Source organism: Parapedobacter sp. ISTM3, from assembly GCF_016533505.1.
Taxonomy (GTDB): domain Bacteria; phylum Bacteroidota; class Bacteroidia; order Sphingobacteriales; family Sphingobacteriaceae; genus Parapedobacter; species Parapedobacter luteus.
Map to the genome: position 1 here is coordinate 112,765 of NZ_JAENGN010000015.1, position 23,314 is coordinate 136,078.

A 23,314-nucleotide genomic window follows, 5' to 3' on the forward strand; every position below is an offset into this window, starting at 1 on the left:
TTATGAACATAAAAGTAGCGATACAAGGCATCAAAGGGTCATTCCATGAAGAGGCAGCCTACAAATATTTCGGCGATAAAATCGAAACCGTGGAGTGCGAATCGTTTAAAAAAATGTGTGAACTGCTAAAGCAGGGCAAGGTGGATTACATCGTGATGGCCATTGAAAATTCCATCGCCGGCAGCTTGCTTCCCAACTACAACCTGCTTCGCGACTACCGTTTTCCGATCGTGGGCGAAGCGTACCTGCACATCAAACTGCACCTGATGGCCCTGCCCGACGTATCAATCCAGGACATCAAATATGTGGAGTCCCACCCCATCGCGCTGCAACAGTGCAATGACTACCTGGAAGAAAACCCACAGTTTAAGGTGACCGAAGCGGAAGATACCGCGGCAAGTGCAAAGAAAGTGAGCGAATTGCAACTCCGGGATACCGCGGCTATCGCTCCCCAACTGGCGGCAAAATTATATGGCCTGGAAATCCTGGAACGCCGCATTGAAACCAACAAGAAAAATTACACCCGCTTCCTTATCCTGAGCAGCAAGCCTGAAGAACGGGGCAAAGTCAACAAGGCTTCCATATCTTTCCAGACCGGCAATGGCGTAGGTTCGCTATCAACGGTGTTGCAGTGCTTTGCCGAGCAGAACATCAACCTCAGCAAGATACAGTCCATGCCTGTATTGGGCAAGCGCAATGAATACGATTTCTATGTCGATGTGGAATGGAAGGATCAAGCAGATTATGATGCAGCCATCCGCCGCGTGCTCAAGTACACCAGCAATTTCAACATCATGGGGGAATACGTGAAGAATGACAAGGTGTGATCGGATGATCCTTGGCCGGTGAAACGAAAAACAGAAAAACGAAAAAAACAAAATCGCAATACTCAATAAAAATAAAACAATGAAACAGACATTAGACATCGTACCCTTAAAATCATGGCTTGACACCGGCGACGCGCCACTGATCATCGCCGGCCCGTGCAGCGCGGAGACGGAGGAACAGCTCGTCGCCACAGCACACCTGCTGGCCAACACCGGCAAAGTAAACGTATTACGGGCAGGCATCTGGAAGCCCCGCACACGTCCGGGTGAATTTGAAGGCATCGGCAGCATTGGACTGCAATGGTACCGCCGGGCTAAAGATGAAACCGGACTGCCCATCGCGACGGAAGTGGCCACAGCAAAGCACGTGGAAGAAGCGCTGGCAGCAGGCGTGGATATCCTTTGGATAGGCGCCCGATCTACCGCCAACCCGTTTACCGTGCAGGAGATCGCTGATGCGCTGAAAGGTGTAGACGTGCCCGTACTGGTCAAAAACCCCGTCAATCCGGACCTGTCTCTTTGGTTGGGCGCGCTGGAACGCGTAAACCGTGCAGGCATCAAAAAACTGGCAGCTATCCACCGGGGCTTCTCCTCCTACGAAAAAACCGCCTTCCGTAATGAGCCCATGTGGGATATCGCCATCCAATTGAAAACACTTGTGCCTGATCTTCCGGTGATCAACGATCCCAGCCACATCTGCGGAAACAGGGAGTTGATTCCGTACATTGCACAAAAAGCATTCGACATGGACATGCAGGGGCTTATTGTTGAATCGCATATCGACCCATCCGTGGCTTGGACGGACGCCAAACAGCAAGTCACCCCCCAAGCACTTTCTGACATTCTCGCCAACCTTACCTTCCGGCACGCCAAGTCAGATGACCCGGTTTTTGAAGATAAACTGGCACAATTGCGCAAAGATATTGACAAGCTGGATGACCAAATCATCAAAATCCTGAGCGACCGAATGAAGATCGTCGAAAAAATCGGTGAATATAAACGCGACAACAATGTGACCATCCTCCAGGTCAGCCGCTGGGATGAAATCATCCAAAAACGGAGCAACGTGGCCCAGGCACTTAAACTTGACCGCGATTTCACGGTGAAGTTGCTGGAACTGATTCATAACGAATCCATCCGCAAACAGAACGAAATCATGAACACCAAACCGGTAGCAGAGGCATAATGGAAATCAGTGCGTTGAAACTTTCGCATCCAGCGAAATCGCTCAACGGGACCGTACGACTTACGGGTTCGAAAAGCGAGAGTAACCGGGCGTTGATCATACAGGCCCTTGGCGGCGGTAAGGTCCGCATTGAAAACCTGTCTTCTGCCGCTGATACTGTGACCTTACAACAGGCGCTGCGTGCTGCCTCCGGACAACGGGGCGACAGTACGCAGCAGACGGTGATCGATGTCGGTCCCGCTGGCACGGCCATGCGGTTTCTGACCGCTTACCTGGCCATCACCGACGGCCGCTACCTGCTGACAGGGAGTGACCGGATGAAGCAGCGGCCCATCGGTATACTGGTGGACGCGCTGACCACCTTGGGCGCAGATGTCCGGTACGCTGAAACAGCGGGCTATCCTCCACTTGCCATCCAAGGGGGTTTTACGCAGCAAACCGCCCATGTCAGGGTACAAGGTCATGTCAGCAGCCAGTATCTGTCGGCATTACTGTTGGTTGCCTCATCCCTCCCGCAGGGACTAAACCTGCAAATTGAGGGCGAACTGACATCGCGGCCTTACCTCACCATGACATTAAACATGCTGGCCGAAGCCGGCATCCAACACCGCTGGGAGGCAGACACCATTTCGATTATGCCGCAAACGGCGTCGCCCTGCCAACTGACCATCGAACCGGACTGGAGCGCCGCCTCCTACTGGTATGCCATGGTGGCGCTAGCCAACGAAGCAAATCTATTTTTGCCCAACCTGAAAAGCAGCAGCTTACAAGGGGATGCCGCCATTGTGGAAATCATGACCCACTTCGGCGTGGCCTCTTCTTTTGAAGACGGCGGCTTACGCATCCAAAAAACCACCGTACACTCGGCAAAGAAACTGTTTGATTTCAAAGAATGCCCCGATTTGGCGCAAACCGTGATTGTCTGTGCAGCGGCGCTGAAACGCGACCTTTCTTTCACCGGATTGCACACGCTGAAAATCAAGGAAACAGACCGCATCGCCGCCCTGCAGAACGAGCTGGCGAAATTCGGCGTAAGGCTGGTGGAAGACGGCGCAGTATACCATCTGCACACCGAAGGCCTGCACAGTCCTGAACAGCTCATCATCGATACGTATGAAGATCACCGCATGGCTATGGCTTTCGCGCCTTTGGCTTTGGTGTTCAGCAATATGCAAATCAATGAGCCGCGGGTGGTAGAAAAATCCTATCCCGATTTCTGGAAACATTTGAAACAACAGGGATTTGTTATATCTTAGCCGCCTATTGGAAGTCGTAAAATCCGAAGTCTGATAGCAAAAAGCTGATAACTGATAAACTGAAATCTAACATAACATGGCCGGAAACTCTTTTGGAGAACTATTCCGTATTACCACCTTCGGCGAGTCACATGGGGAAGCAATTGGCGTAATTATCGATGGTTGCCCACCGAATATCGCCGTCGACGAGTCGTTTGTCCAGTCCGAGCTGGATAAACGGCGGCCGGGGCAGTCCAAGATTACCACGCAGCGTAAGGAGAGCGATACCGCCAAAATACTGTCCGGGGTGTTTGAAGGCAAAACCACGGGCACACCTTTAGCCATGGTCATTCCAAACGAAGACCAGCGATCTAAGGATTATTCGCACATCCAAGACAAATACCGTCCTTCCCACGCCGACTACACCTACCAGATGAAGTATGGCATCCGCGATTACCGCGGCGGAGGGCGCTCGTCTGCCCGCGAAACGGCCGCCCGTGTCGCTGCCGGCGCTATAGCGAAAAGTGTGTTAGCTCAACAGGGAATCCGCATTTTTGCGCATGTGTCAGGTGTAGGCAAAATCGAGGCACCGAATTTACATTCGGATGACGTCAATGAGCTGCTTGCCATACGGGAAAGCAACATGGTACGCTGTGCCGACCCCGCCACGGCCAATGAGATGATAGCCTTCATTGACGGCATACGCAAAGCGGGAGACACGGTAGGCGGCCGCATCAGCGCAATCATCCAGGGAGTGCCCGTAGGCCTGGGCGAACCGGTATTCGACAAATTGCACGCCGACCTGGCCAAAGCAATGATGAGCATCAATGCAGTGCATGGGTTTGAATACGGCTCCGGATTTGCCGGGTCTGAAATGCAGGGCACTGAACATAACGACATCTTCGTCAACCCGAACAATGATGCCGGTAAACTGGAAACGTCAACCAACTTTTCTGGCGGCATCCAGGGAGGCATCTCAAACGGCATGGACATCACATTCCGTGTAGCGTTCAAACCCGTAGCCACTGTCATGCGCCCCCAACAGACCATCAACCAAACCGGGGAATCAACCGAAATCACCGGAAAGGGCAGGCATGACCCCTGCGTGGTGCCCCGCGCCGTGATTATTGTGGAAGCCATGGCCGCGCTTGTCATTGCTGATCATTTACTTAGACACCAAATCTATCATGCAACAAAATAATCCTTACGTAATCGCTTCCGACATCGGGGGCACCCATATCACCGCGGCACTGGTAGACACGCGTCAATGGCGGGTCATTGATGATTCTATCTGCCGGTATCACGTTGATTCTCATGCCGATGCTAAATCGATTTTATCAGCATGGGCAGCACCTTTTCAGGAAGTTATCAGTAAGCATCCGGATTTGCCCGCACACCTCATCGGTATCGCGATGCCGGGGCCGTTCGATTATGAAGGTGGCATTTCGCGCATGCGGGATCAAGACAAATATGACAACCTGTATGGCATGGATATCCGTACCGAACTGGCGGAACGAACGGGCGTTGAGGGCCAAAACATCCGCTTTATCAACGATGCAGCGGCTTTTCTGCAGGGTGAAGTTTTTGCCGGCAAGCATAATGGCCATGCTAAAATGCTGGGTATCACCTTAGGCACCGGCTTGGGAAGCGCCGTCTGGGAGCAAGGAAAAAATGCCGTGGATGCCGACCTGTGGAAGACGCCATACCTCGACAGCAATATGGAGGAACATTTGGTCACACGGTGGTTTGTTCGCCGCACAGCACAACACGGCAAAGCGGTAACCGGACTCCGTGAGTTGCTTCAGCTGCGTGACCAGCATGCATTCGTAGACGATATACTGGCCGAGTACAGCCATCACTTGCTGAACTTCATGCGGTACTTCAGCCAGAAAGAAGTAACGGATCGATTTATCATCGGTGGCAATATCTCGAAGGCTTGGGCTATTTTCCAGCAGTTTAACCCGGAGGCGTTTAACCAATTTGACATCCACATCAGCCAATTGGGCGAGCATGCTGCCTTGATCGGTGCGGCAGCGATATTCGTTTAAGGGGCCCCGGGCAATCCCACCTGCTAATCGAACAACGCGGGATACTTCGCCGGATTGGCTTCATGCATGATGGCATATACCGTTTCAATGACGTCGTCTGCCGAAGGTTTGGAAAAATAATCACCATCTGAGCCATATGGCGGGCGATGCGCTTTTGCTGTCAACGTCCGGGGCTGACCATCGAGGTGATAATAGCCGTTTTGCACCTCCAACACCTGCTGCAGAATAAAGGCAGAAGCACCACCGGGCACATCTTCGTCCACGACCAGCAGCCGGTTGGTTTTGCTCAGTGACTGTGCACAGCGGTGCTCTTCATCAAAGGGCTGCAGGGTCTGCGGGTCGATAATTTCGATGGAAATACCGAGCTTTTCCAGTTCGGCAGACGCCTCCTGCACCACACGCAACGTAGAGCCGTAGGATACCACGGTCACATCGTTGCCTTCCTTCACCACCTCCGCTTTCCCCAAGGGTACGGTAAATTCGCCAACATTGGCCGGCATGCGTTCTTTTAGCCGATATCCATTGAGGCACTCAATAACCAAGGCCGGCTCATCGCCGCGGAGCAAGGTGTTGTACATCCCCGCAGCTTGGGTCATGTTGCGCGGCACACACACGTGTATACCACGCATGGATCCCAAGATCATGCTCATTGGCGATCCGGAATGCCAGATGCCCTCCAGCCGATGGCCACGTGTCCGGATGATAAGGGGCGCCTTCTGCCCGCCTTTCGTCCGATAGCTGAGGGAGGCCACGTCGTCCGTCAAAACCGTGAGGCCATACACCAAATAATCCAGATACTGGATTTCGGCGATAGGACGCAATCCCCGCATAGCCAATCCCATTCCTTGCCCGATAATAGCCGACTCCCGGATGCCCGTATCAAAAATACGGCGTTCGCCGTACTTGGCTTGTAGTCCGGCAAATCCCTGGTTTACGTCACCGATTTTGCCGACATCCTCACCAAACGCCACCAGGCGCGCATCTCTTGCAAAATTTGCATCGAAGCAGGCATTGAGCACTTCCCTTCCGTCTACCACCGGACTTGCTGCGCCATACTCCGGCGATACGACGGCCACATGCTTAGGTGACTCTATGGTATCTGAAAACAGGTACGTGTTGTACCGGTCGGCATTGATCTGCTGCCGCTGCGCGTACCAAGCCAACAACGCCGTCTTTTCGTCGCTTTGTTTGCCCCGCAATACACGGATAACCCGCCGGACAGTACTATATACTTCCCGGAGCGACGCCTCTGTAAGTGATTTTAACTCATTGAGTAGGATTTGCACGGTATCATCCGTAATGGCTGCCAGCAGCGCTATGGCTTCGTCTGATTCTTTTTTCAGCGTCGCGTTATAATCTGCCCACGCTCGTTTCTGCTCGGCACGCACGCTTTCTTTTGCCGAACGTTCGATATCCGCCAGCTCATTTTCGTTCGCGATGCCCGATTCTATCATCCACGCTCGCATTTTGACGATGCAGTCATATTCCTGTTCCCAGGCCAGACGTTCCTGGGATTTGTAGCGTTCGTGCGACCCCGATGACGAATGCCCTTGGGGTTGCGTCATTTCGGTTACGTGGATAAGCACGGGGATGTGGTGTTCCCTGCTGATTGCCGCAGCTTGTTCGTAGGTCTCGCAAAGGCCCGGATAGTCCCAGCCCTTTACTTTGAAAATCTCATATCCCGCACCGTTTTCATCCCGCTGAAAGCCTTTCAATACCTCGGAGATATCGGCTTTGGTGGTCTGTATATCGTTAGCTACGGAGATGCCATAGCCGTCATCCCATATGGAAATCACCGTTGGAATCTGCCTCACGCCCGCTGCATTCACGGCTTCAAGGAACACACCTTCGGATGTCGAAGCGTTGCCCACCGTACCGAAAGCCACCTCGTTGCCGTTGTTGGAAAACGTGCTCATACCGGCTAATTCGGGATTGTCGCGATACAGCTTTGACGCCAGCCCGAACCCGAGCAGGCGCGGCATTTGCCCGCCCGTGGTGGATATGTCTGCTGCTGAGTTTTTCATCAAGGTCTGATCCACCCATTTCCCTTCGGGCGTAAGCATCCGCGTAGCAAAATGGCTGTTCATTTGCCGACCGGCGGAGGACGGATCAGCCTCTACATCCGGATGGGCGTATAACTGGGAGAAAAATTGGTATACCGATACAATGCCCGAGGCAAACATAAAGGTTTGGTCCCGGTAATATCCTGATCGCCAGTCGCCAAGCTGAAACACCTTGGCCATGGCTATTTGCGCTAATTCCTTGCCATCCCCGAAAACACCGAATTTGGCTTTACCGGTAAGCACTTCCTTACGGCCTAATAAACTCACAAACCTGCTCATCACCGCAAGCCGGTAATCCGCCATGACGATTGCCCGGAAATCGTCAAAGCTGAGTTTGCCCTGAGTTGAGTGTTCGCTTTGTTTAATATGGGTATCCGACATAATTAAATTGCGTTTGCTCCAAAAGTAGAAAAAATATATTTTTTTAAAAGCGACATTGACTTTTAAATTCAGGTGCGTTTATTGGTTTTGACAAAATTGGCCGCTATTGTCTATTGAAAACCTGTGCTTTACCGTTTGCTCCAAGTGCTGATTATATAGATAACGACGGCGGCGGCAAAAGATTGTAAACATACGGACATTATGGTTTGATTTTTGCTTTTTTTTGAATCTGAAAAGATTTAAGCATCTTCGCTAAACCTTTTGAAAGGCAGCGCTGTTTATCGTATTAGGAAAAGCTAAAGGTTATATATTGGTTATATAAAGCTAAAATTACTAATTTACATTGAATAAGTTCGGTCGGATAGCAATTAAGACGCTCCTCTGGATCATCGGGAGCATCATTGGGTTGGTTTTACTCCTTTTTGTATTGATACGTATTCCTGCTGTCCAGAATTATGTCGTGCAGAAGGTAACGGCCTACCTTGAAAATAAAATTAAAACGCCGGTCCGGATTGCGCATGTGAGTCTTGATTTGCCCAAGATGTTGGTGCTTGAGGGCGTTTATTTTGAGGATCAATCCCGCGACACGCTCCTTGCCGGAGAAAAACTACGGGTGGATATCAGCATGTTGAAGTTGCTGGACAACACGGTGGAAATCGGCCGTATCGATTTACAGGGAGTTACGGCCAAGATAAACCGAACGCTTCCCGACAGCGCGTTTAACTTTGATTACATCATTAATGCTTTTGTGACCGAACAGAAAGAGCCGGCTCAACCCGACAGCTCTGCCCCCATGAAATTCGATATCGACCGGGTAAATCTGAACCGCATCCGCTTCCTCTACCGTGACGAGGTAATCGGCATGGCTGCAGAAGTCAATCTCAATCACCTGGATACGCGGATTGAAACGTTTGATTTGGAAGGAAATATGCGCTTTGGCATTCCCCGCATAAACGTCAATGGGCTACAAGGTTCGGTGAGGCAATGGGCTGTCGCCCAACCTGAGGAAGCGCCCAATGCGGCTGACTTCGGCATCGCGGATACAGCGGCAACATCACTGCTGCCGGAATTGGAATTTGAAACGTTCAACCTCTCGGCTATCGATTTTGCATATGTAGATGAAGCAAGTGCAATGGATACCCGCTTTCGGATAAACAAACTGCTGGCAAGGCTCAATAAACTGGATCTCAATGGCGAGTTTGTGGATATCCGCGAGATCGATTTAAACGGATCGGATTCCCGCATTTTTTTCGGACAGACCACGAAGCCTTCCTCCGCTGCGGACACGGCGGCACCGGCTGAGCCCGTCAACTGGCGCGTGCACGCATCGTCGATACGCATAGCCAGCACCAATTTTGCGTTTGAAGACGCCAACCAACCACGCATAGCTCAGGGATTTGACTATGGCAACATCGGTATCACTGATTTTGAAGGGGAACTGACCGACCTGCGCTATTCCGCGGATACCATAAGCGGCCGTGTGGCCGGACTAAAAGCCCGTGATCACAGTGGTTTTGTGCTGAACCGCTTGCAGACCAACTTCTTCTACACCAACCAGGGTGCTGAATTGGACGATCTGTATGCGGAAACGCCCCATACCCTATTCCGCAATTACATCAAAATAAGTTATCCCGCCCTGGAAACCATTACCGAGCAACTGGGCAGTGTGCGCATAGTGGCCGATATCAGCGAAAGCCACCTGGGCATGGAAGACGTCCGGTATTTCGTGCCTGATTTGGATACGATGGAAGTGATGGAGCCACTCTGGCCGGTTACGTTCCACATCAATACGACTATCGACGGCCGGCTTGATGATCTACAAATCCCCACCCTCAGGCTGGAAACCTTGGATAAGACCCGCATCGTTGCCCGCGCGCACATCAAAGGGCTGCCCGATATGGAACAATTGGATGTGGATCTTGACCTGCAGGAATTTGTTACCGGCAAGGCCGACCTCGACCGGCTGATTGCGCCGAGCCTGCTGCCGGACAGCATCAACCTGCCGGCCGATATCCGGCTTGCCGGCACGTTCAACGGTGGACTAAATGGCTTTCAAACCGCCATGCAACTAAATACCACGATGGGCAATGCCAACGTGGATGCAGACTACCGCGTCAATAGCGGGACGCGCGACACCGTATACGATGCGCAACTGCAGATTTCGGACATTGATATCGGCCAGTTGATGAAAATGGATTCGGTGCTGGGTAAGGTATCGTTTGCGGCCCACGCCAAAGGTACAGGACTTGATCCGGCAACGGCCGTCGCCGACATCCAGGCCGAACTCCTCAGCCTCGAAGCAATGGGTTATCAATATACCAACATTGGCATCAATGCAACAGCCAAAAATGGCGACATTACCGCAACGATGACCAGCGACGACGCCAATATTGATTTTGATCTGGATGCGCATGCCGATATGCGGGGCCAATACCCGAGCGTAAACGTCAACCTCATGGTCGACAGCATCAACTTGAAAAACCTGGGCCTGATGCAGGATGAATTCCGTTACCATGGACGCCTTGTAGCTGATCTGGAGACGGCAGATATTGACCACCTAAACGGGACGGTGGATATCGTCAATTCTTCTATTGCTTACAATGACGAGCGCTATACCTTGGATACCGTGCGGCTACGCGCCATCGCGCGAGATACATCCAACATGCTGCAACTGCGGTCAGAGTTTCTAAATGCACACATGGTAGGCAACTTCAAGCTCAGCGAATTGGGAGCATCCGTACAAGATATCCTTGCGGTGTACTACCAGCCTGATTCGATAGCGCCAACCTTTGAATATACGCCCCAACGGTTTGACTTCAGTGCCCAATTTACCCGTTCGCGGTTTATCCAAGGGCTGCTGCCGGACCTCACGGAGATGGAAGACGTGATGCTGGATGGGTCATTCAATAGCGCCGAAAAACTGTTGCTCGCCAAGGTCACCGCGCCGCGCGTTGTCTATGCAGGTACCACGATAGACCATGTCGGCGTCGATATCAACACCTACGACAGCACCTTATATTACAATGCCCTCATCAACCGGATTGGGCTGGGTAACATCGAGCTTATTAATACGTTGCTCAGTGGCACCGTCGTCAAAAATCAACTGGACTTCGGTCTGTGGATTAAGGATGATGCCGATAAAGAACGTTATCACCTGGGGATGGCGCTCAAGGTGGATGCGGGGAATTTCCTGTTCAACCTGCAAGAGGATGGACTCATGCTCAACTATGAACAATGGAAGGTAAACCCAGAAAACGTTATTTTATTTGGCAATGACGGGATCCGGGCACACCAGTTTATCTTGCGCAACAACGGCCAGGAAATGGCAGTGCAATCGCAGGACTCCACGTTAAATGCACCTATAAATCTGACTTTCAATGATTTCAGAATAGAGACATTCAGTAAAATGCTTGAGAGCGAGCTGTTCAATATGGGCGGCGGAATCAATGGAACGGCGACCATATCACGGCTTGAAACTTCGCCCGTATTTGTATCGGACATTACCATTGACCGGTTTTTCTTTGGAAATGACACGGTAGGCGACATCAATCTGAAGGTCAATAATGAGCGTGAAAACGTATTTGCCGCGGACATCAGCATCACCGGCAATGGCAACGACGTAAAGCTGACGGGTGATTTCATCAATCCGCCAAATGAGCCGTCACAATTGGATTTCGTATTGGATGTCAACCCGTTATCCATGCATACCCTCGAAGCATTCAGCTTGGGATACCTCCGGAACACCGCTGGGGCTATCAACGGCAAGCTCAATATCACCGGTACGGTAGACCAACCGCGCATCAATGGTGCGCTCTTATTTGATAAGGCTACACTCAATGTCGCCATGCTTAACGCGACATTTAATATCGACGACCAAAGCATCAATTTCAATAACAAAGGTCTTCGTTTCAATAAATTCCGCTTAGAAGATAGCGTGGGCAACGCCGCCGTCATTAATGGTACGGTCAATACGACCACCTACACTGATTTTGCATTTGCACTAACCGTCGTTGCGGACGATTTTCAGGTATTGAACTCCACGCAGGAAGACAACGATATGTACTACGGTCGGCTTTTCATGTCGAGCAATCTACGCATCCAGGGAGACATGAATAATCCCAATGTCAGCGGGACCTTGCTGGTAAACGAGAAAACCAATGTCACCTTCGTTTTGCCCAACGATGATCCGGGCATGGTGGATCGCCAAGGGATCGTGCGGTTTGTCAACCGGGGCGACACAGCCCGCGCCAACGTGTTTGCCAAGGTCGACTCCCTTACGCATACCGAATTGGGCGGCCTTAACGTATCCGTCAACGTTGTGACCGATAAGGACGCCGTCTTTACCGTTGTCATCGATCCCGGCAGCCAGGATGCGCTGACAATCCAGGGAGAGGCCGAATTGAATGCCGGTATCGATCCCAGTGGGGATATCACGTTAAACGGTACGTATACCGTTGAGTCGGGCAATTATTCGTTTTCATTCGGCCCGGTAAAACGTTTATTCCAATTCAGAAAAGGGAGTACACTCACCTGGACAGGTGATCCGATGGATGCCCGCATGGATATTACCGCCGTATATAACTTAAGAGCACCGACACTGGAATTGGTACAAAACCAAATCGGCACAGAATCCCCAAATTTGTATAAGCAACGGGTACCGTTTAACGTTACGCTTCACATCAGCGAACAGCTCTTCCAACCCCAGCTGCGGTTTGGTATCGATCTGGATGAAGACAATGCCATGGTTTCGCAAGATGTGGCCAGCAAAGTCAATACCGGATTGGCGCAGCTGCAGGAAAACGAATCTGAAATGAACAAGCAGGTATTCTCACTGATTGTGCTCGGGCGCTTCATGGCGGCCAATCCGTTCGAAAGCCTTTCTGGCGGCGGCGGTGCGGAAGCGATAGCACGCAATACCGTAAGCTCTTTCCTGAGCGGCCAGCTCAATCGCCTCGCTGGCGATCTCATTCAAGGTGTCGAATTTGACTTCAGCTTACAATCGGAAGAGGACTACAGCACCGGAACAGGACAAAACCGAACCGACCTTAACATAGGCGTATCCAAAATGCTTTTCAATGACCGTATGAAGGTAACCGTAGGATCAAACTTTGAATTAGAAGGCAATGCACGGCCGGGGGAACAAACCACCAACATCGCCGGGGACATCGCTGTTGATTACCAGCTCACCGATGACGGCCGTTATATGGCAAGGGCCTACCGCAAAAATCAATACCAAATCACGCTGCAGGGCCAGTTCGTAGAAACGGGCCTCGGCTTCATCGTAAACATGGATTACAACGAATTTAGGGAAATCTTCAATCGTAGAAGCCGTCTGGCGGATGAATTCAACACGGAAAGCCGCCAGTTTCGACGCCGTTGGGACGTCGAACGGATGGAGACCGATACCGCATACCGCGACAGCGTGCGTAAGGTCATCTTGGATAGCCTCGAACGAAATGACCCAGAATTTAGGGAACGGATGCAACAGCGGCGAATGGAACGGCAGCAGGAACAGCAAAATCAGCAAACGACGGAAAACCAACAGGGCGGGGACCAGGTGCCGTCCGTACCGGAGACAGCCCGGAAAAACACTGCCCTGCGCAATGAACGGGATGAGGACCTACAGCAAGAAGAAAGGGGGAGTGATGAGCAATAGGTTGGTATCGCTGTGCTATGTCGCCTTCGCTTTGTTTTGCTTAGCAAGCTGCAGCAACCTCAAATACCTGCCAGAAGGTGAACACCTCTATGTCAAAGGGGAAGTCGAAATCAATTCGGACACCATTCCTGAGCGGTATATCGGCCCCTTGAGTGAAGGTCTTGAGGCGCTGCTGCGCCCTAAGCCCAATACCACCATCCTGGGTATGCGTCCGCAGCTCTACCTGTATAACATTGCCGGTGAGCCCAAAAGCGACCGTGGGTTCAGGAATTGGCTCAAAAACAAAGTAGGCCAGCCGCCCGTGCTCCTGAGTGATGTCAACCGCGAATACAATGAAAACGTGCTTCGCAACCGACTCGAAAATTTGGGCTTTTTCCATGCACAGGTGGCTTCGGATACCACCATCGACAACCGAAAAGCGACCGTCACCTACACCGCTACGCCGCATATCATTTACCGGATTAAGTCGGTCACCTTCGATGTGGATAGCAGCGACCTGGGCAAGGCGATCAAGTCTGCGGCGTCCGGATCCCTCCTTCAGGTGGGCAGGCCTTATAACCTGGATAATATTATTGCCGAACGAGAGCGAATAGACAATGAACTGAAAAACAAAGGCTATTATTATTTCAACCCGGACCACCTCATCGTTGAGGTGGATAGCGTTGCGGGCGATCACCAGGTCGATCTTTACGTCATGGTCAAAAACGAGACGCCCGCCAGGGCAAAGCGGCCATATTATATCAACAACATTTATATTTATCCGAATTATACACTTACCCAGGGCGGATACCAGCGTGCTGATCCGACCGATGGCAATGTTTATCAAGGATACCACTTCATCGATCCCGAACACACCTTCCGGAGGTTTGCGTTGACCAACGCCATGATTTTAAGGCAGGGCGAATTGTATACCCGGGAGCGTCACAACCGAACTATCCGGCAGTTGGTCGGCATGGGAAGTTTCCGCTTTGTCCGCAACGAATTTGTGGATGTGGATTCCGCCGGTAAGACAACGAACAAGCTGGATGCGTACTATTACCTCACGCCAATGCCCAAACATGGGCTCCGCATCGAGCTGCTCGGCAAAACCGCAGCGGTATACAACGGGTCGGAGATCAATGTCAACTGGCAGCACCGCAATGCGTTCAGGAGTGCCGAGCTGCTCACCTTTACGGTGTATGGCGGCTTCGAGACACAAACGGGGGGCAACGTCAATCTCAATTCCAGCTTCTATCGCTACGGTATTGAGGCAAGCCTTTCCTTTCCGCGCATGATTGCGCCATTTGACTGGAAACCCACACGGCGGTTCGTTCCCCGCACCGTGTTTACCGCCGGTTACGAATTTCTCAACCGGCGTACGGCGTACAGTCTGAATTCCATGCGGTTTTCATTTGGATACATGTGGCGGGAAAACACTGAAAAAGAACATGACTTAAAAGTACTCGAGATCGCTTACGTGCAACCCTGGAACATCACCGATGCATACCAGGCGCTTATGGATACGGTGCCACCACTCCGGCATGCCATTGAGCCGCAGTTTACCTTTGGTCCCATTTACAATTATACCCGTACCAATACGGCGCGGACGGACCTCAAGCACACCTTCTATTTCAAGGGAGGGCTGGATCTCTCGGCCAACCTTTACGGGCTCATTCGGGGTGCAAATGTCCGCGAAGGGCGCCAGTACCAAATCTTCAACGCCAACTTTTCGCAATACATAAAATCTGAAGTTGATTTTAGGCATTACATGAAATTGGGAACGAATGCTACATTAGCCTCCCGGGCAATGGCGGGACTTGGTTATTCTTACGGCAATTCCACGCAACTTCCATATGTGAAACAATTTTTTTCGGGTGGTCCAAATGGCATACGGGCATTCCGTGCACGGACACTGGGCCCGGGCTCTTATACCCCCGAATTCTATGGCGAAAACAACTTTTTTGCTGATCAGACCGGCGACATCAAAATCGAATTAAACACTGAATACCGTGCGCGGCTAAATAGCATCGTACATTGGGCGGCGTTCGTCGATGCGGGCAATGTCTGGCTGCAAAACTCAGACCCCGAAAAGCCGGGAGCAGCGTTCAGCAGCAATTTCGTCAACGAGATGGCTGTAGGGGCCGGATTGGGCTTGCGGTTTGATTTTACGTTCTTGATTCTCCGGGGTGATTTAGCCATGCCACTGCGTATCCCGTACCGGCCAAAGGGTGAACGTTGGCTATTCGACGAAATCAATTTCCGCAGCCCCGATTGGCGGCGGAATAATTTGGTATTCAATTTGGCGATTGGATATCCATTCTAAAATCACTACCTTAGCTACCGTTGAACAGTAGTGAACACCCAAAAAATAACCTTATGAAGATAACCGTCGTAGGTGCCGGAGCAGTAGGCGCCACTACCGCTGACAACATCGTCCGCAAACAACTTGCGGAAGAAGTCGTCTTACTTGACATCAAAGAGGGATTCGCCGAGGGCAAAGCGCAGGACATCGCTCAGACCGCGGCCTTGCTGGGATTCGATTCCAAAATCACCGGTGTCACAAACGATTACAGCCAAACAGCTGGTTCAACCGTGGCTGTGATCACATCGGGCATTCCGCGCAAACCGGGGATGACCCGAGAAGAACTGATTGGCACCAATGCCAACATCGTGCGTACCGTGGCAGAAAACCTGTTGAAATATTCTCCCGAGGTTGTCCTCGTCGTGGTGTCCAATCCGATGGACACGATGACCTATCTCGCACTTAAAGCTACTGGCCTTCCCAAAAACCGTATTATCGGCATGGGAGGCACATTGGATTCGTCGCGCTTTAAGTATCAGCTCAGTCTGCGGCTCGGCGCTTCGCCTGCTGATCTCAACGCCATCGTGATCGGTGGACACGGCGATACCACGATGATACCGCTTATCAAACATGCAACATGGAATAGCTTGCCGGTGACCCAATTTCTCTCCGACGAAGAACAGCAACAGGTTGTGGCTGATACGATGGTTGGTGGGGCCACGTTGACCAAGCTCATCGGCACTTCGGCATGGTACGCACCGGGCGCTTCGAGCGCGGCCGTAGTAGAAAGTATCGTACGCGACCAGAAGAAACTCTTCACCGCTTCGGTTTACCTCGAAGGCGAATACGGACAACACGACATCAATTTGGGGGTGCCTGTCATCCTCGGCAAAAGCGGATGGGAGCGCATTCTTGACCTTCCACTTGATGAAGACGAAAAAAGCGCCTTCGCGAAAAGTGCCGATGCTGTGCGCAGCATGAATAACGTGCTGAAAGAAATCGGGACACTTTAATCAATGATAGCTGTCCCATTGACTTTACTTAATCTGCAGGACGATGGCTTCCACCTTTTGCTGGAAGTCATCGTTTTTAATACGCCTTTTAAGGCCGTGCTGGATACAGGTGCTTCTAAGACCGTGTTTGACAAAGCGACCGTAGAAAATTACCTTCACCGGGATATGGTACTCCAGCATACCGACATGGTTTCTACGGGCTTAGGCACGACATCGATGCAAAGCTTTATCCTGAATGTGCCGGATCTGCAAATCGGCGGCCTCCACCTGAAACATTACGAAGTGGCCGTCTTGGACTTATCCACCATCAACTACGCCTATCAACAGTTGGATATCGAACCCGTCATTGGGGTTATTGGCGGCGATATCCTCAGCGCCTATGGCGGGATTATAGACTATCGGAAGCATACGCTGAAGCTCAGGCAACGAAGGCGCTAATCTACCTGCATACCTCGTCCCGCTATTATCAATTATAGGCGACCGTATTGGTCAATGTGCCGATGTCACCAATCGTGATGTGCACGGTATCCCCTACCTGTAAGGTAAAGTCATCGGCGGGCACCAAGCATGTGCCGGTCATCAGGAAACTGCCCTTATCGAAATAGCATTCGCGATACAAATACGCCGCCAGCTCGTCCAACGACCGTTTCATCCGGCTGATTATTACCGAATCGCGGAACATTAGCTGTCCATTACGGACAATATCCATCTCGATGGTCGTATCGGGATCGATGCCCGATTCAGGAATATAGAGACATGGCCCAAGTGCAGCACTGCGATCATACACCTTCGCTTGGGGCAGATATAATGCGTTTTCGCCCTCTATACTGCGTGAACTCATATCGTTGCCGACCGTGTAGCCTTGAATGCTTCCAGATGAATTGATGAAAAGGGTGAGTTCCGGCTCGGGCACATCCCACGCGGAATCCTTACGGATACTTACCCGGTGCCCATGCCCGGCCACCCGATGCGGCAGCGCTTTGAAAAACAATTCCGGCCGTTCAGCATGGTAAACGCGATCATACAAATCAGCTCCCCCCGAATCTTTAGCTTCCTCCATGCGTGCTTCCATACTCCGCCTATACGTTACTCCCGCCGCCCATACCTCCTGGCCGCCTATCGGGGGAAGCAATTCCTTATCAATCAAGGCCAACGCCTCCGTGCCTTCGATCGAATCGACGGACTCCAGCTGTGCCCTGAGGTACGCATGGAGGCCGTCGCGGTTGATAATTTCGTCCCAATCTTGTTGAATTAAGCAATAACGGCCATCTGCCTGGAGAACATGGCCCCGCGTGGTTTTATACAACTTCATCAGAATAATTATTCATCAATGTTTCGAAATGCTTCGCAGTTTATTCCTTATCACATGAACACTGACACACCTTTACAAAATAAATCAATAATTCGATAAGTTTACACTAAATTGTTGGCCTATTCTGATAGTATATTAGCCAAATCGCATGATGGCGTTACACGGATAAACGGCCGAAGGGCGTGATGAGCAGGTCATCACGCCCTTCGGCCAGTAGTCAACAAACGAGTTGCGGCAGGTTATTGGCCTATCACAAAAAACTCCACCCGCCGATTCCATTGGTGTTCTTCTTCCGTACACTCAACCCCCTTGGCGCAATGGTTGGCCAACTTGGCAAAGCCATACCCCTTGGCCACCAGGCGGTCCGCGGCAATCCCTTTACTTACCAAATAAGCCACGGCGGAATCGGCCCGGCGTTGTGTAAGCTTCAGGTTATATTCGTGTGTACCCCTTGAGTCGGCATGTGCGCTCAGCTCAATTCTGGCATCCGGGTCGCTATTCAAAAATGCTGCTATTTTATCCAGTTCCAACGCTGCATCCGGCCGGATATCGGCTTTGTCGAAGTCAAAGTAAATATTGCGGAGTACGACTACCTCCTGCACTTCGACGGGGGAAAGGAAGATATCCTTCTTCAAGGTGGTGGAGGTATCGATACCGGCCGTTGAAAACGCCATCGGTTTGAATTCGCGGAAACCGGTTTGTTCGGCAGCCAATGTATAGTCGGTATTTTCCGCCAAATTGAATTTGAACCGACCTCCTGCATCGGCATTCACCACCACAGCATTTGCTTCATTTCCTGCGGGGATTAGCGTCACCTTAGCACCTGAGACTGGCAATTTTGTTTTCTCATTATATACGCCACCTTCCAGATCGAGCTGCACGACCTTGTTTAAATTAAACCAATAGATATCGTCTGCACCCATCCCGCCGCTTCGATTTGACGCAACGTATCCTTCCAGTTCCTTATCAAACCGGATAGAAAAATCGTCGTATGGGGAATTAAACGGAAAACCGAGATTGACCGCTTTTGGCATGCCCCTGCGCTTGTCCAGCCGATACACATCCAATCCCCCCATACCCAGATGGCCATCCGAAGAGAAATAAAAATCGCCCCTGCCATCGACACTTGGGAAACGTTCATTGCCCGGTGTGTTGACGGCAGCTCCCATGTTGGCGGCTTCCCCCCAACTCCCATCCGACTGGCGGGTCACGTAGTAGATGTCGGTGCCTCCTTGCCCGCCGGGCATATCCGATGTAAAGTACAGCGTATCGCCTGAAGCGGTCAGAAAGGGATCGCCGACGGACCACGCTGTGATGTTATTATACCGAAAAGCAACCGCATTTTCGCCCCAATTGGGCGCATCCAGCGAATTGGAAAAAATTTCGATGTTAACCGTCACGTCTTTTCCGGCTTTCCGCCTTTCCTCCCGTTTTAGGCTGCGGGTAACGGCAAAATATACTTCATTCCGTTTGGTGGAGAAGGTGGCCGGACCGAAATGATTAGCGCCATCTCCCCAGGTAGCATCCACTTTATTGACGGTTTTGCCGTTGGCCACGTACATCGACAAATAAGGGTTCCCCGTCCAGCCATAAATAACATCCGGCTGATCCGCCCCTGTAAACCGGTCGGACGCAAAATAAAGCCCATCAGGTCCTTGCACCGCGCCAAATTCTGCCTGTGCACTGTTCAGCGCGCGTTCATTGCGGATTTCTACCGCTTTTGCGGGATTTTCCAGCCAGATGACAGCAGAGTCACACGATGCGTACAGCACGTTTAACTCATCTTCGTTGATGCTGCCGGTCGCTTTCGATGCAACTCGAAGATACTGCGCCTTGGCTTCCCTGAATTTTGAATTGTTGCGGAGTATATGCCCATATTGCAGGATATGATCTACTTCCGCGTCATCCTGGTTGGCCAATTTGGCATACCACGCTTCTGCTTCTCGATAATTCCGGATATGGTAATAAGACTCTGCGAGCCGTTCCGCCGTTCTGATATCTGCTTTTTCTTCGTATGCCCGTTGATACAATTCTATCGCTTTGATGAAGTTGAACGAGTCAAATTCTCTGTCTGCAGATTTCAAAAGGGAATATTGTGCCTGTAAGGGAGCTGCAATCAGGACGCAGAGCCCAACAATCAATAGGTTAACCTTATTGTCTAAAAAATCCATAGGTAATTGTTTATATCCTTTGCGTGTCAGCATGGTTTACAGTACTCAACGATTAAAAATAACGGGGGGTTCGTACGCGCTGGGTACCCTTAATCAGCGAATAGCCCAATGATATTTCATGCGTGCTTCCCACTTGGTTATGCAACTTATTTAATGCATAATCAAAGGAATAACCTATCCGGAACTGTCCAGCGGCCACAAATTCGGCTAAGGCGATAACGGAGTTAGGGCGCGCCAAATCGTTGGAAAGATTTCTTCCGCTCGATAAGGCGGTCCGGTATGACACACCAAACGTAAACTGCTCAGCAAAGATCACCGCCGCATTCAGGTCAGACACCCAACCACGGCCCGCCGAATTGTGCGCGCTTTTGACCAATACCGACGGCTTAAAAAGGATATCCGAAGCGAACGGCACAATGCCCCCAGCGTTGATATAGTATTGGGTAACCGGAGGGATCCGGGTGGAGCCATTGTTTTCGTTGAAAATCAACCGTGAAATAAGGTTGTCAACGCCCACTCCCGCAAAGAAACGGTTATTGGAATAATGGACACCAAATCGTGCGTCCGGGAGAAATGAATTTTCGATATTTAGTGGCTCGGGGTCGCCGGTTCTCACCCCGGCGTTATCATAGGCAGAATGGATAACGCCTAAGCCGAGTCCGAAAGCCAGCCGATCTTCGGGATCCCATCCCACCCGCAGCCGATACGCATAATTTGCGTAGGCATAAATACGTTTCTCAAGCCCCACTCGGTCGCTCATCAAATTGAAGCCAAGCCCCATGTTATCATTCGCCGCCCGCATATCGGCTGCCAATGCCAATGTCCGAGGACCATCGGGCATACCCGTCCATTGCGAGCGGTAATAGGTATGCAGATTGGCAGGGCCGCGGTAACCAGCATAAGCAGGGTTGATGTATAGTGCATTAAACATGTATTGACTGTACTGGGCTACCTGCTGGGCTACGGTGGGCAGCACAAAGAACGTTGTCAGCAATAGGAAAAATATCTTTTTCATCTTATTCTCTTATAATTGAGGTAATCATTCAGCGCATTGTTACGATGATACCTGCCGGGTTCCGATCGGTTCCGGCAGGCCGTTCAATTTTTATCGGTTGGTGACTCTGATGATGGCAATCGGACCTTTGTGGGTCTGCCATTCGCCATTATTATTTCGGACACGTAGGATATAATAATAGGTTCCCTCTGCCAAAGTTCCACCATCCCAATCGTTGTTGTAATCCATGCTTTTATAAACTTGATTTCCCCACCGATTGATTATGATCAGTTCCCTGCCTTGGTATTGCATCACGTTTTTGATCACAAAGCGATCATTCAAGCCATCTCCGTTTGGTGTAAACACATTCGGGATGTCTATCGTCGCATCAACCGGAATCGGATTGGTGTTGTCCTCATCATCGGGGTCTTCCGTATCCGGGTTGCGATCTGGCCCCCAAACTGCAATGCCGTTGGTAATCGTATTGGTGGCAGTTGGCTCTACATTGGCATTTATACGTACCACGATGGTTGATCCCACGCCTACCGTACCGGTGGTCGTGATGGTAGCGGTGTTGCCTGTACCATTGATGGTTGCCGCGCCGGAGACAATTTCATATCCAGCTATCGTCACCCCGGCACCGGGGCGCTCATCGAGGGTAATGACCCTTCCCGACCCAATTTCCAGCGGTCCATTGTTAGTCACCGTCACGGTGAAGGTTGTCGGCTGCCCTGCGGTCACTATGGACTGGTCCGCTACTTTCTCAATGCTGAGCGTGTAGGGTCGTCCCACCGGAATTTCGGGCGTTCCGTCTTCATCGTCTTCGTCGTCCGTATCGGGGTTCTTATCCGGGCCCCATACGGCTATTCCATTGGTAATCGTCGACCCGGCAGGTGCGGTCACATCCGCACTGACGGATACGATGACAGTGCCGCCGGATGGAATAGCGGCCGACGTGATGAGCGCAGCCCGATTTCCTGAACCAGTCGCCGATGCGTTGCCCGACGTCACCTGGTATCCGGTAATGGCAACTCCGGTTCCTGGCCGTTCCTCCAAGCTGATGACCTCACCCGCTGCAATGGTTGACGGGCCATTATTGGTAACGGTAACCGTGAATGTGGTGCTTCCACCGGAGACCACGGTTTGGTCATCGGCCATCTTCGTGATGCGCAGGACGTAGCTCGGATCTACCGGTATTTCGGGGGTATCATCCTCATCATCCGGATCGGCGGTCTCAGGATCCTTGTTCGGGCCCCATACGCTGATGCCGTTTGTGATAGTGCCCTCAGCATCGCCCATTACGGTCGCACTTACGCTGACCACGATGGTGCCACCCATTGGCAATACTGCGTTTGTGGTCACCACGGCGTTATTCCCTGTACCATTTACGGTTGCCGGACCCGAGCTGACTGCATATCCCGTAATCGCCACGCCTTGACCGGGTCGCTCCACGAGCCGGATATCTTCGCCAACGCCGATGTCGGACGGGCCTTCATTCGTGATTGTAAGCGTGAACGATGTGTTTTCGCCGGCTTTCACCCGTGCCTGATCAGCTACCTTTGTAATACTCAAGGTGGCATTGGGATCTACCGGTATTTCAGGTGTATCGTCTTCATCGTCCGGATCTTCGGTCTCCGGATCTTTGTCGGGACCCCATACGCTGATACCATTGGTAATGGTAGCCGGAGCATTGGCATCGACAACTGCGGTAACGCTTACCGTAATCGTACCGCCCACGGCAATCTTACCGGTGGTAGTCAGTACTGCTTCGTTGGCTGTACCCGCAATAGTAGCTGCACCAGCGGTTACCGCGTAGCCGGTAATCGTCACGCCGGCACCTGGACGCTCTGCCAAGTGGATGGCCTTGCCCACCTCAATGACCGATGGTCCGTCATTAACCAACGTAAGTGTAAAGGAAGTAGTGGTACCCGCTTTTACGCGCGGCTGATCAGCGACCTTGGTGATGCTAATATTCGAAGCGCGATCCACAGGAATTTCCGGCGTATCATCCTCATCATCCGGTGTGTCGGTATCCGGATCGTTATCCGGACCCCACACACTGATGCCGTTGGCGATGGTCGCCGGCGCATCCGCATCCACGTCGGCCGTTACGCTCACCGTAATGGTACCCCCCACCGGAATCACCG

General features: G+C 51.6%; 14 protein-coding genes. 9 read left to right on the forward strand and 5 right to left on the reverse strand.

Going from position 1 to position 23,314, the window contains the following annotated elements; translation table 11 throughout:
- The first annotated feature begins 2 nt into the window (after window positions 1–2).
- The 5 genes from JHJ32_RS17935 (at window position 3) to JHJ32_RS17955 (ending at window position 5,296) form a co-directional block, all read left to right on the forward strand.
- Window positions 3–827, forward strand: a complete 825-nt coding sequence (locus JHJ32_RS17935) for a prephenate dehydratase (RefSeq protein WP_079715426.1) — start codon at window positions 3–5, stop codon at window positions 825–827.
- A 79-nt stretch (window positions 828–906) separates the two neighbouring features.
- Window positions 907–2,013 carry a chorismate mutase gene (locus tag JHJ32_RS17940; RefSeq protein WP_079715425.1) on the forward strand — a complete coding sequence of 369 codons (1,107 nt, stop codon included), beginning with the start codon at window positions 907–909 and terminating at the stop codon, window positions 2,011–2,013.
- A complete protein-coding gene (gene aroA / locus JHJ32_RS17945; protein WP_200121922.1) occupies window positions 2,013–3,269 on the forward strand; it encodes a 3-phosphoshikimate 1-carboxyvinyltransferase in 1,257 nt (418 codons plus the stop codon). Before JHJ32_RS17940 ends, aroA begins: the two co-directional genes overlap by 1 nt.
- Window positions 3,270–3,345: 76 nt before the next feature.
- Window positions 3,346–4,449 carry a chorismate synthase gene (gene aroC, locus JHJ32_RS17950; RefSeq protein ID WP_200121923.1) on the forward strand — a complete coding sequence of 368 codons (1,104 nt, stop codon included), beginning with the start codon at window positions 3,346–3,348 and terminating at the stop codon, window positions 4,447–4,449.
- Entirely contained in the window at window positions 4,436–5,296 is an 861-nt protein-coding gene (locus JHJ32_RS17955; protein WP_200121924.1) for an ROK family protein, read from the forward strand. Before aroC ends, JHJ32_RS17955 begins: the two co-directional genes overlap by 14 nt.
- 23 nt (window positions 5,297–5,319) lie before the next feature.
- Here JHJ32_RS17955 and JHJ32_RS17960 read toward each other — a convergent pair whose 3' ends face one another.
- Window positions 5,320–7,740, reverse strand: a complete 2,421-nt coding sequence (locus tag JHJ32_RS17960; protein ID WP_200121925.1) for a thiamine pyrophosphate-dependent enzyme — start codon at window positions 7,738–7,740, stop codon at window positions 5,320–5,322.
- Window positions 7,741–8,083: 343 nt separating this feature from the next.
- Between JHJ32_RS17960 and JHJ32_RS17965 the strand changes: the two genes are divergently transcribed.
- The 4 genes from JHJ32_RS17965 to JHJ32_RS17980 are packed head-to-tail and all read left to right on the forward strand — an operon-like array spanning window position 8,084 to window position 17,128.
- On the forward strand, window positions 8,084–13,396 hold the full coding sequence (locus JHJ32_RS17965) for a translocation/assembly module TamB domain-containing protein (protein ID WP_200121926.1): 5,313 nt from the start codon (window positions 8,084–8,086) through the stop codon (window positions 13,394–13,396).
- Window positions 13,344–15,698: a BamA/TamA family outer membrane protein gene (locus tag JHJ32_RS17970; RefSeq protein ID WP_233632740.1), complete on the forward strand. Its 2,355-nt coding sequence runs from the start codon at window positions 13,344–13,346 to the stop codon at window positions 15,696–15,698. The genes JHJ32_RS17965 and JHJ32_RS17970 overlap by 53 nt, the downstream gene beginning before the upstream one ends.
- A gap of 53 nt (window positions 15,699–15,751) precedes the next feature.
- Window positions 15,752–16,690, forward strand: coding sequence for a malate dehydrogenase (locus tag JHJ32_RS17975; RefSeq protein ID WP_200121927.1), 939 nt, complete (start codon window positions 15,752–15,754; stop codon window positions 16,688–16,690).
- A gap of 3 nt (window positions 16,691–16,693) precedes the next feature.
- Window positions 16,694–17,128, forward strand: a complete 435-nt coding sequence (locus JHJ32_RS17980; protein ID WP_079715417.1) for a retropepsin-like aspartic protease — start codon at window positions 16,694–16,696, stop codon at window positions 17,126–17,128.
- Window positions 17,129–17,156: 28 nt separating this feature from the next.
- On the opposite strand, the gene JHJ32_RS17985 is transcribed toward JHJ32_RS17980, so the two are convergent.
- The 4 genes from JHJ32_RS17985 to JHJ32_RS18000 form a co-directional block, all read right to left on the reverse strand.
- On the reverse strand, window positions 17,157–18,002 hold the full coding sequence (locus tag JHJ32_RS17985; protein ID WP_200121928.1) for a fumarylacetoacetate hydrolase family protein: 846 nt from the start codon (window positions 18,000–18,002) through the stop codon (window positions 17,157–17,159).
- Window positions 18,003–18,241: 239 nt separating this feature from the next.
- Complete coding sequence (locus JHJ32_RS17990) at window positions 18,242–20,173, reverse strand: OmpA family protein (RefSeq protein ID WP_200121929.1); 1,932 nt, start codon at window positions 20,171–20,173, stop codon at window positions 18,242–18,244.
- Between the two features lie 52 nt (window positions 20,174–20,225).
- Complete coding sequence (locus tag JHJ32_RS17995) at window positions 20,226–21,188, reverse strand: PorP/SprF family type IX secretion system membrane protein (RefSeq protein ID WP_200121930.1); 963 nt, start codon at window positions 21,186–21,188, stop codon at window positions 20,226–20,228.
- Window positions 21,189–21,278: 90 nt separating this feature from the next.
- On the reverse strand, window positions 21,279–23,314 hold a 2,036-nt coding region (locus tag JHJ32_RS18000), incomplete at its 5' end, for a gliding motility-associated C-terminal domain-containing protein (RefSeq protein WP_200121931.1).

Bases quoted from the DNA above. Each gene is read 5' to 3' on its own strand.
- JHJ32_RS17935 (WP_079715426.1), top strand. From the start codon at position 3: ATGAACATAAAAGTAGCGATACAAGGCATCAAAGGGTCATTCCATGAA.
- JHJ32_RS17940 (WP_079715425.1), top strand. From the start codon at position 907: ATGAAACAGACATTAGACATCGTACCCTTAAAATCATGGCTTGACACC.
- aroA (WP_200121922.1), top strand. From the start codon at position 2,013: ATGGAAATCAGTGCGTTGAAACTTTCGCATCCAGCGAAATCGCTCAAC.
- aroC (WP_200121923.1), top strand. From the start codon at position 3,346: ATGGCCGGAAACTCTTTTGGAGAACTATTCCGTATTACCACCTTCGGC.
- JHJ32_RS17955 (WP_200121924.1), top strand. From the start codon at position 4,436: ATGCAACAAAATAATCCTTACGTAATCGCTTCCGACATCGGGGGCACC.
- JHJ32_RS17960 (WP_200121925.1), bottom strand. From the start codon at position 7,740: ATGTCGGATACCCATATTAAACAAAGCGAACACTCAACTCAGGGCAAA.
- JHJ32_RS17970 (WP_233632740.1), top strand. From the start codon at position 13,344: ATGAACGGGATGAGGACCTACAGCAAGAAGAAAGGGGGAGTGATGAGC.
- JHJ32_RS17975 (WP_200121927.1), top strand. From the start codon at position 15,752: ATGAAGATAACCGTCGTAGGTGCCGGAGCAGTAGGCGCCACTACCGCT.
- JHJ32_RS17980 (WP_079715417.1), top strand. From the start codon at position 16,694: ATGATAGCTGTCCCATTGACTTTACTTAATCTGCAGGACGATGGCTTC.
- JHJ32_RS17985 (WP_200121928.1), bottom strand. From the start codon at position 18,002: ATGAAGTTGTATAAAACCACGCGGGGCCATGTTCTCCAGGCAGATGGC.
- JHJ32_RS17990 (WP_200121929.1), bottom strand. From the start codon at position 20,173: ATGGATTTTTTAGACAATAAGGTTAACCTATTGATTGTTGGGCTCTGC.
- JHJ32_RS17995 (WP_200121930.1), bottom strand. From the start codon at position 21,188: ATGAAAAAGATATTTTTCCTATTGCTGACAACGTTCTTTGTGCTGCCC.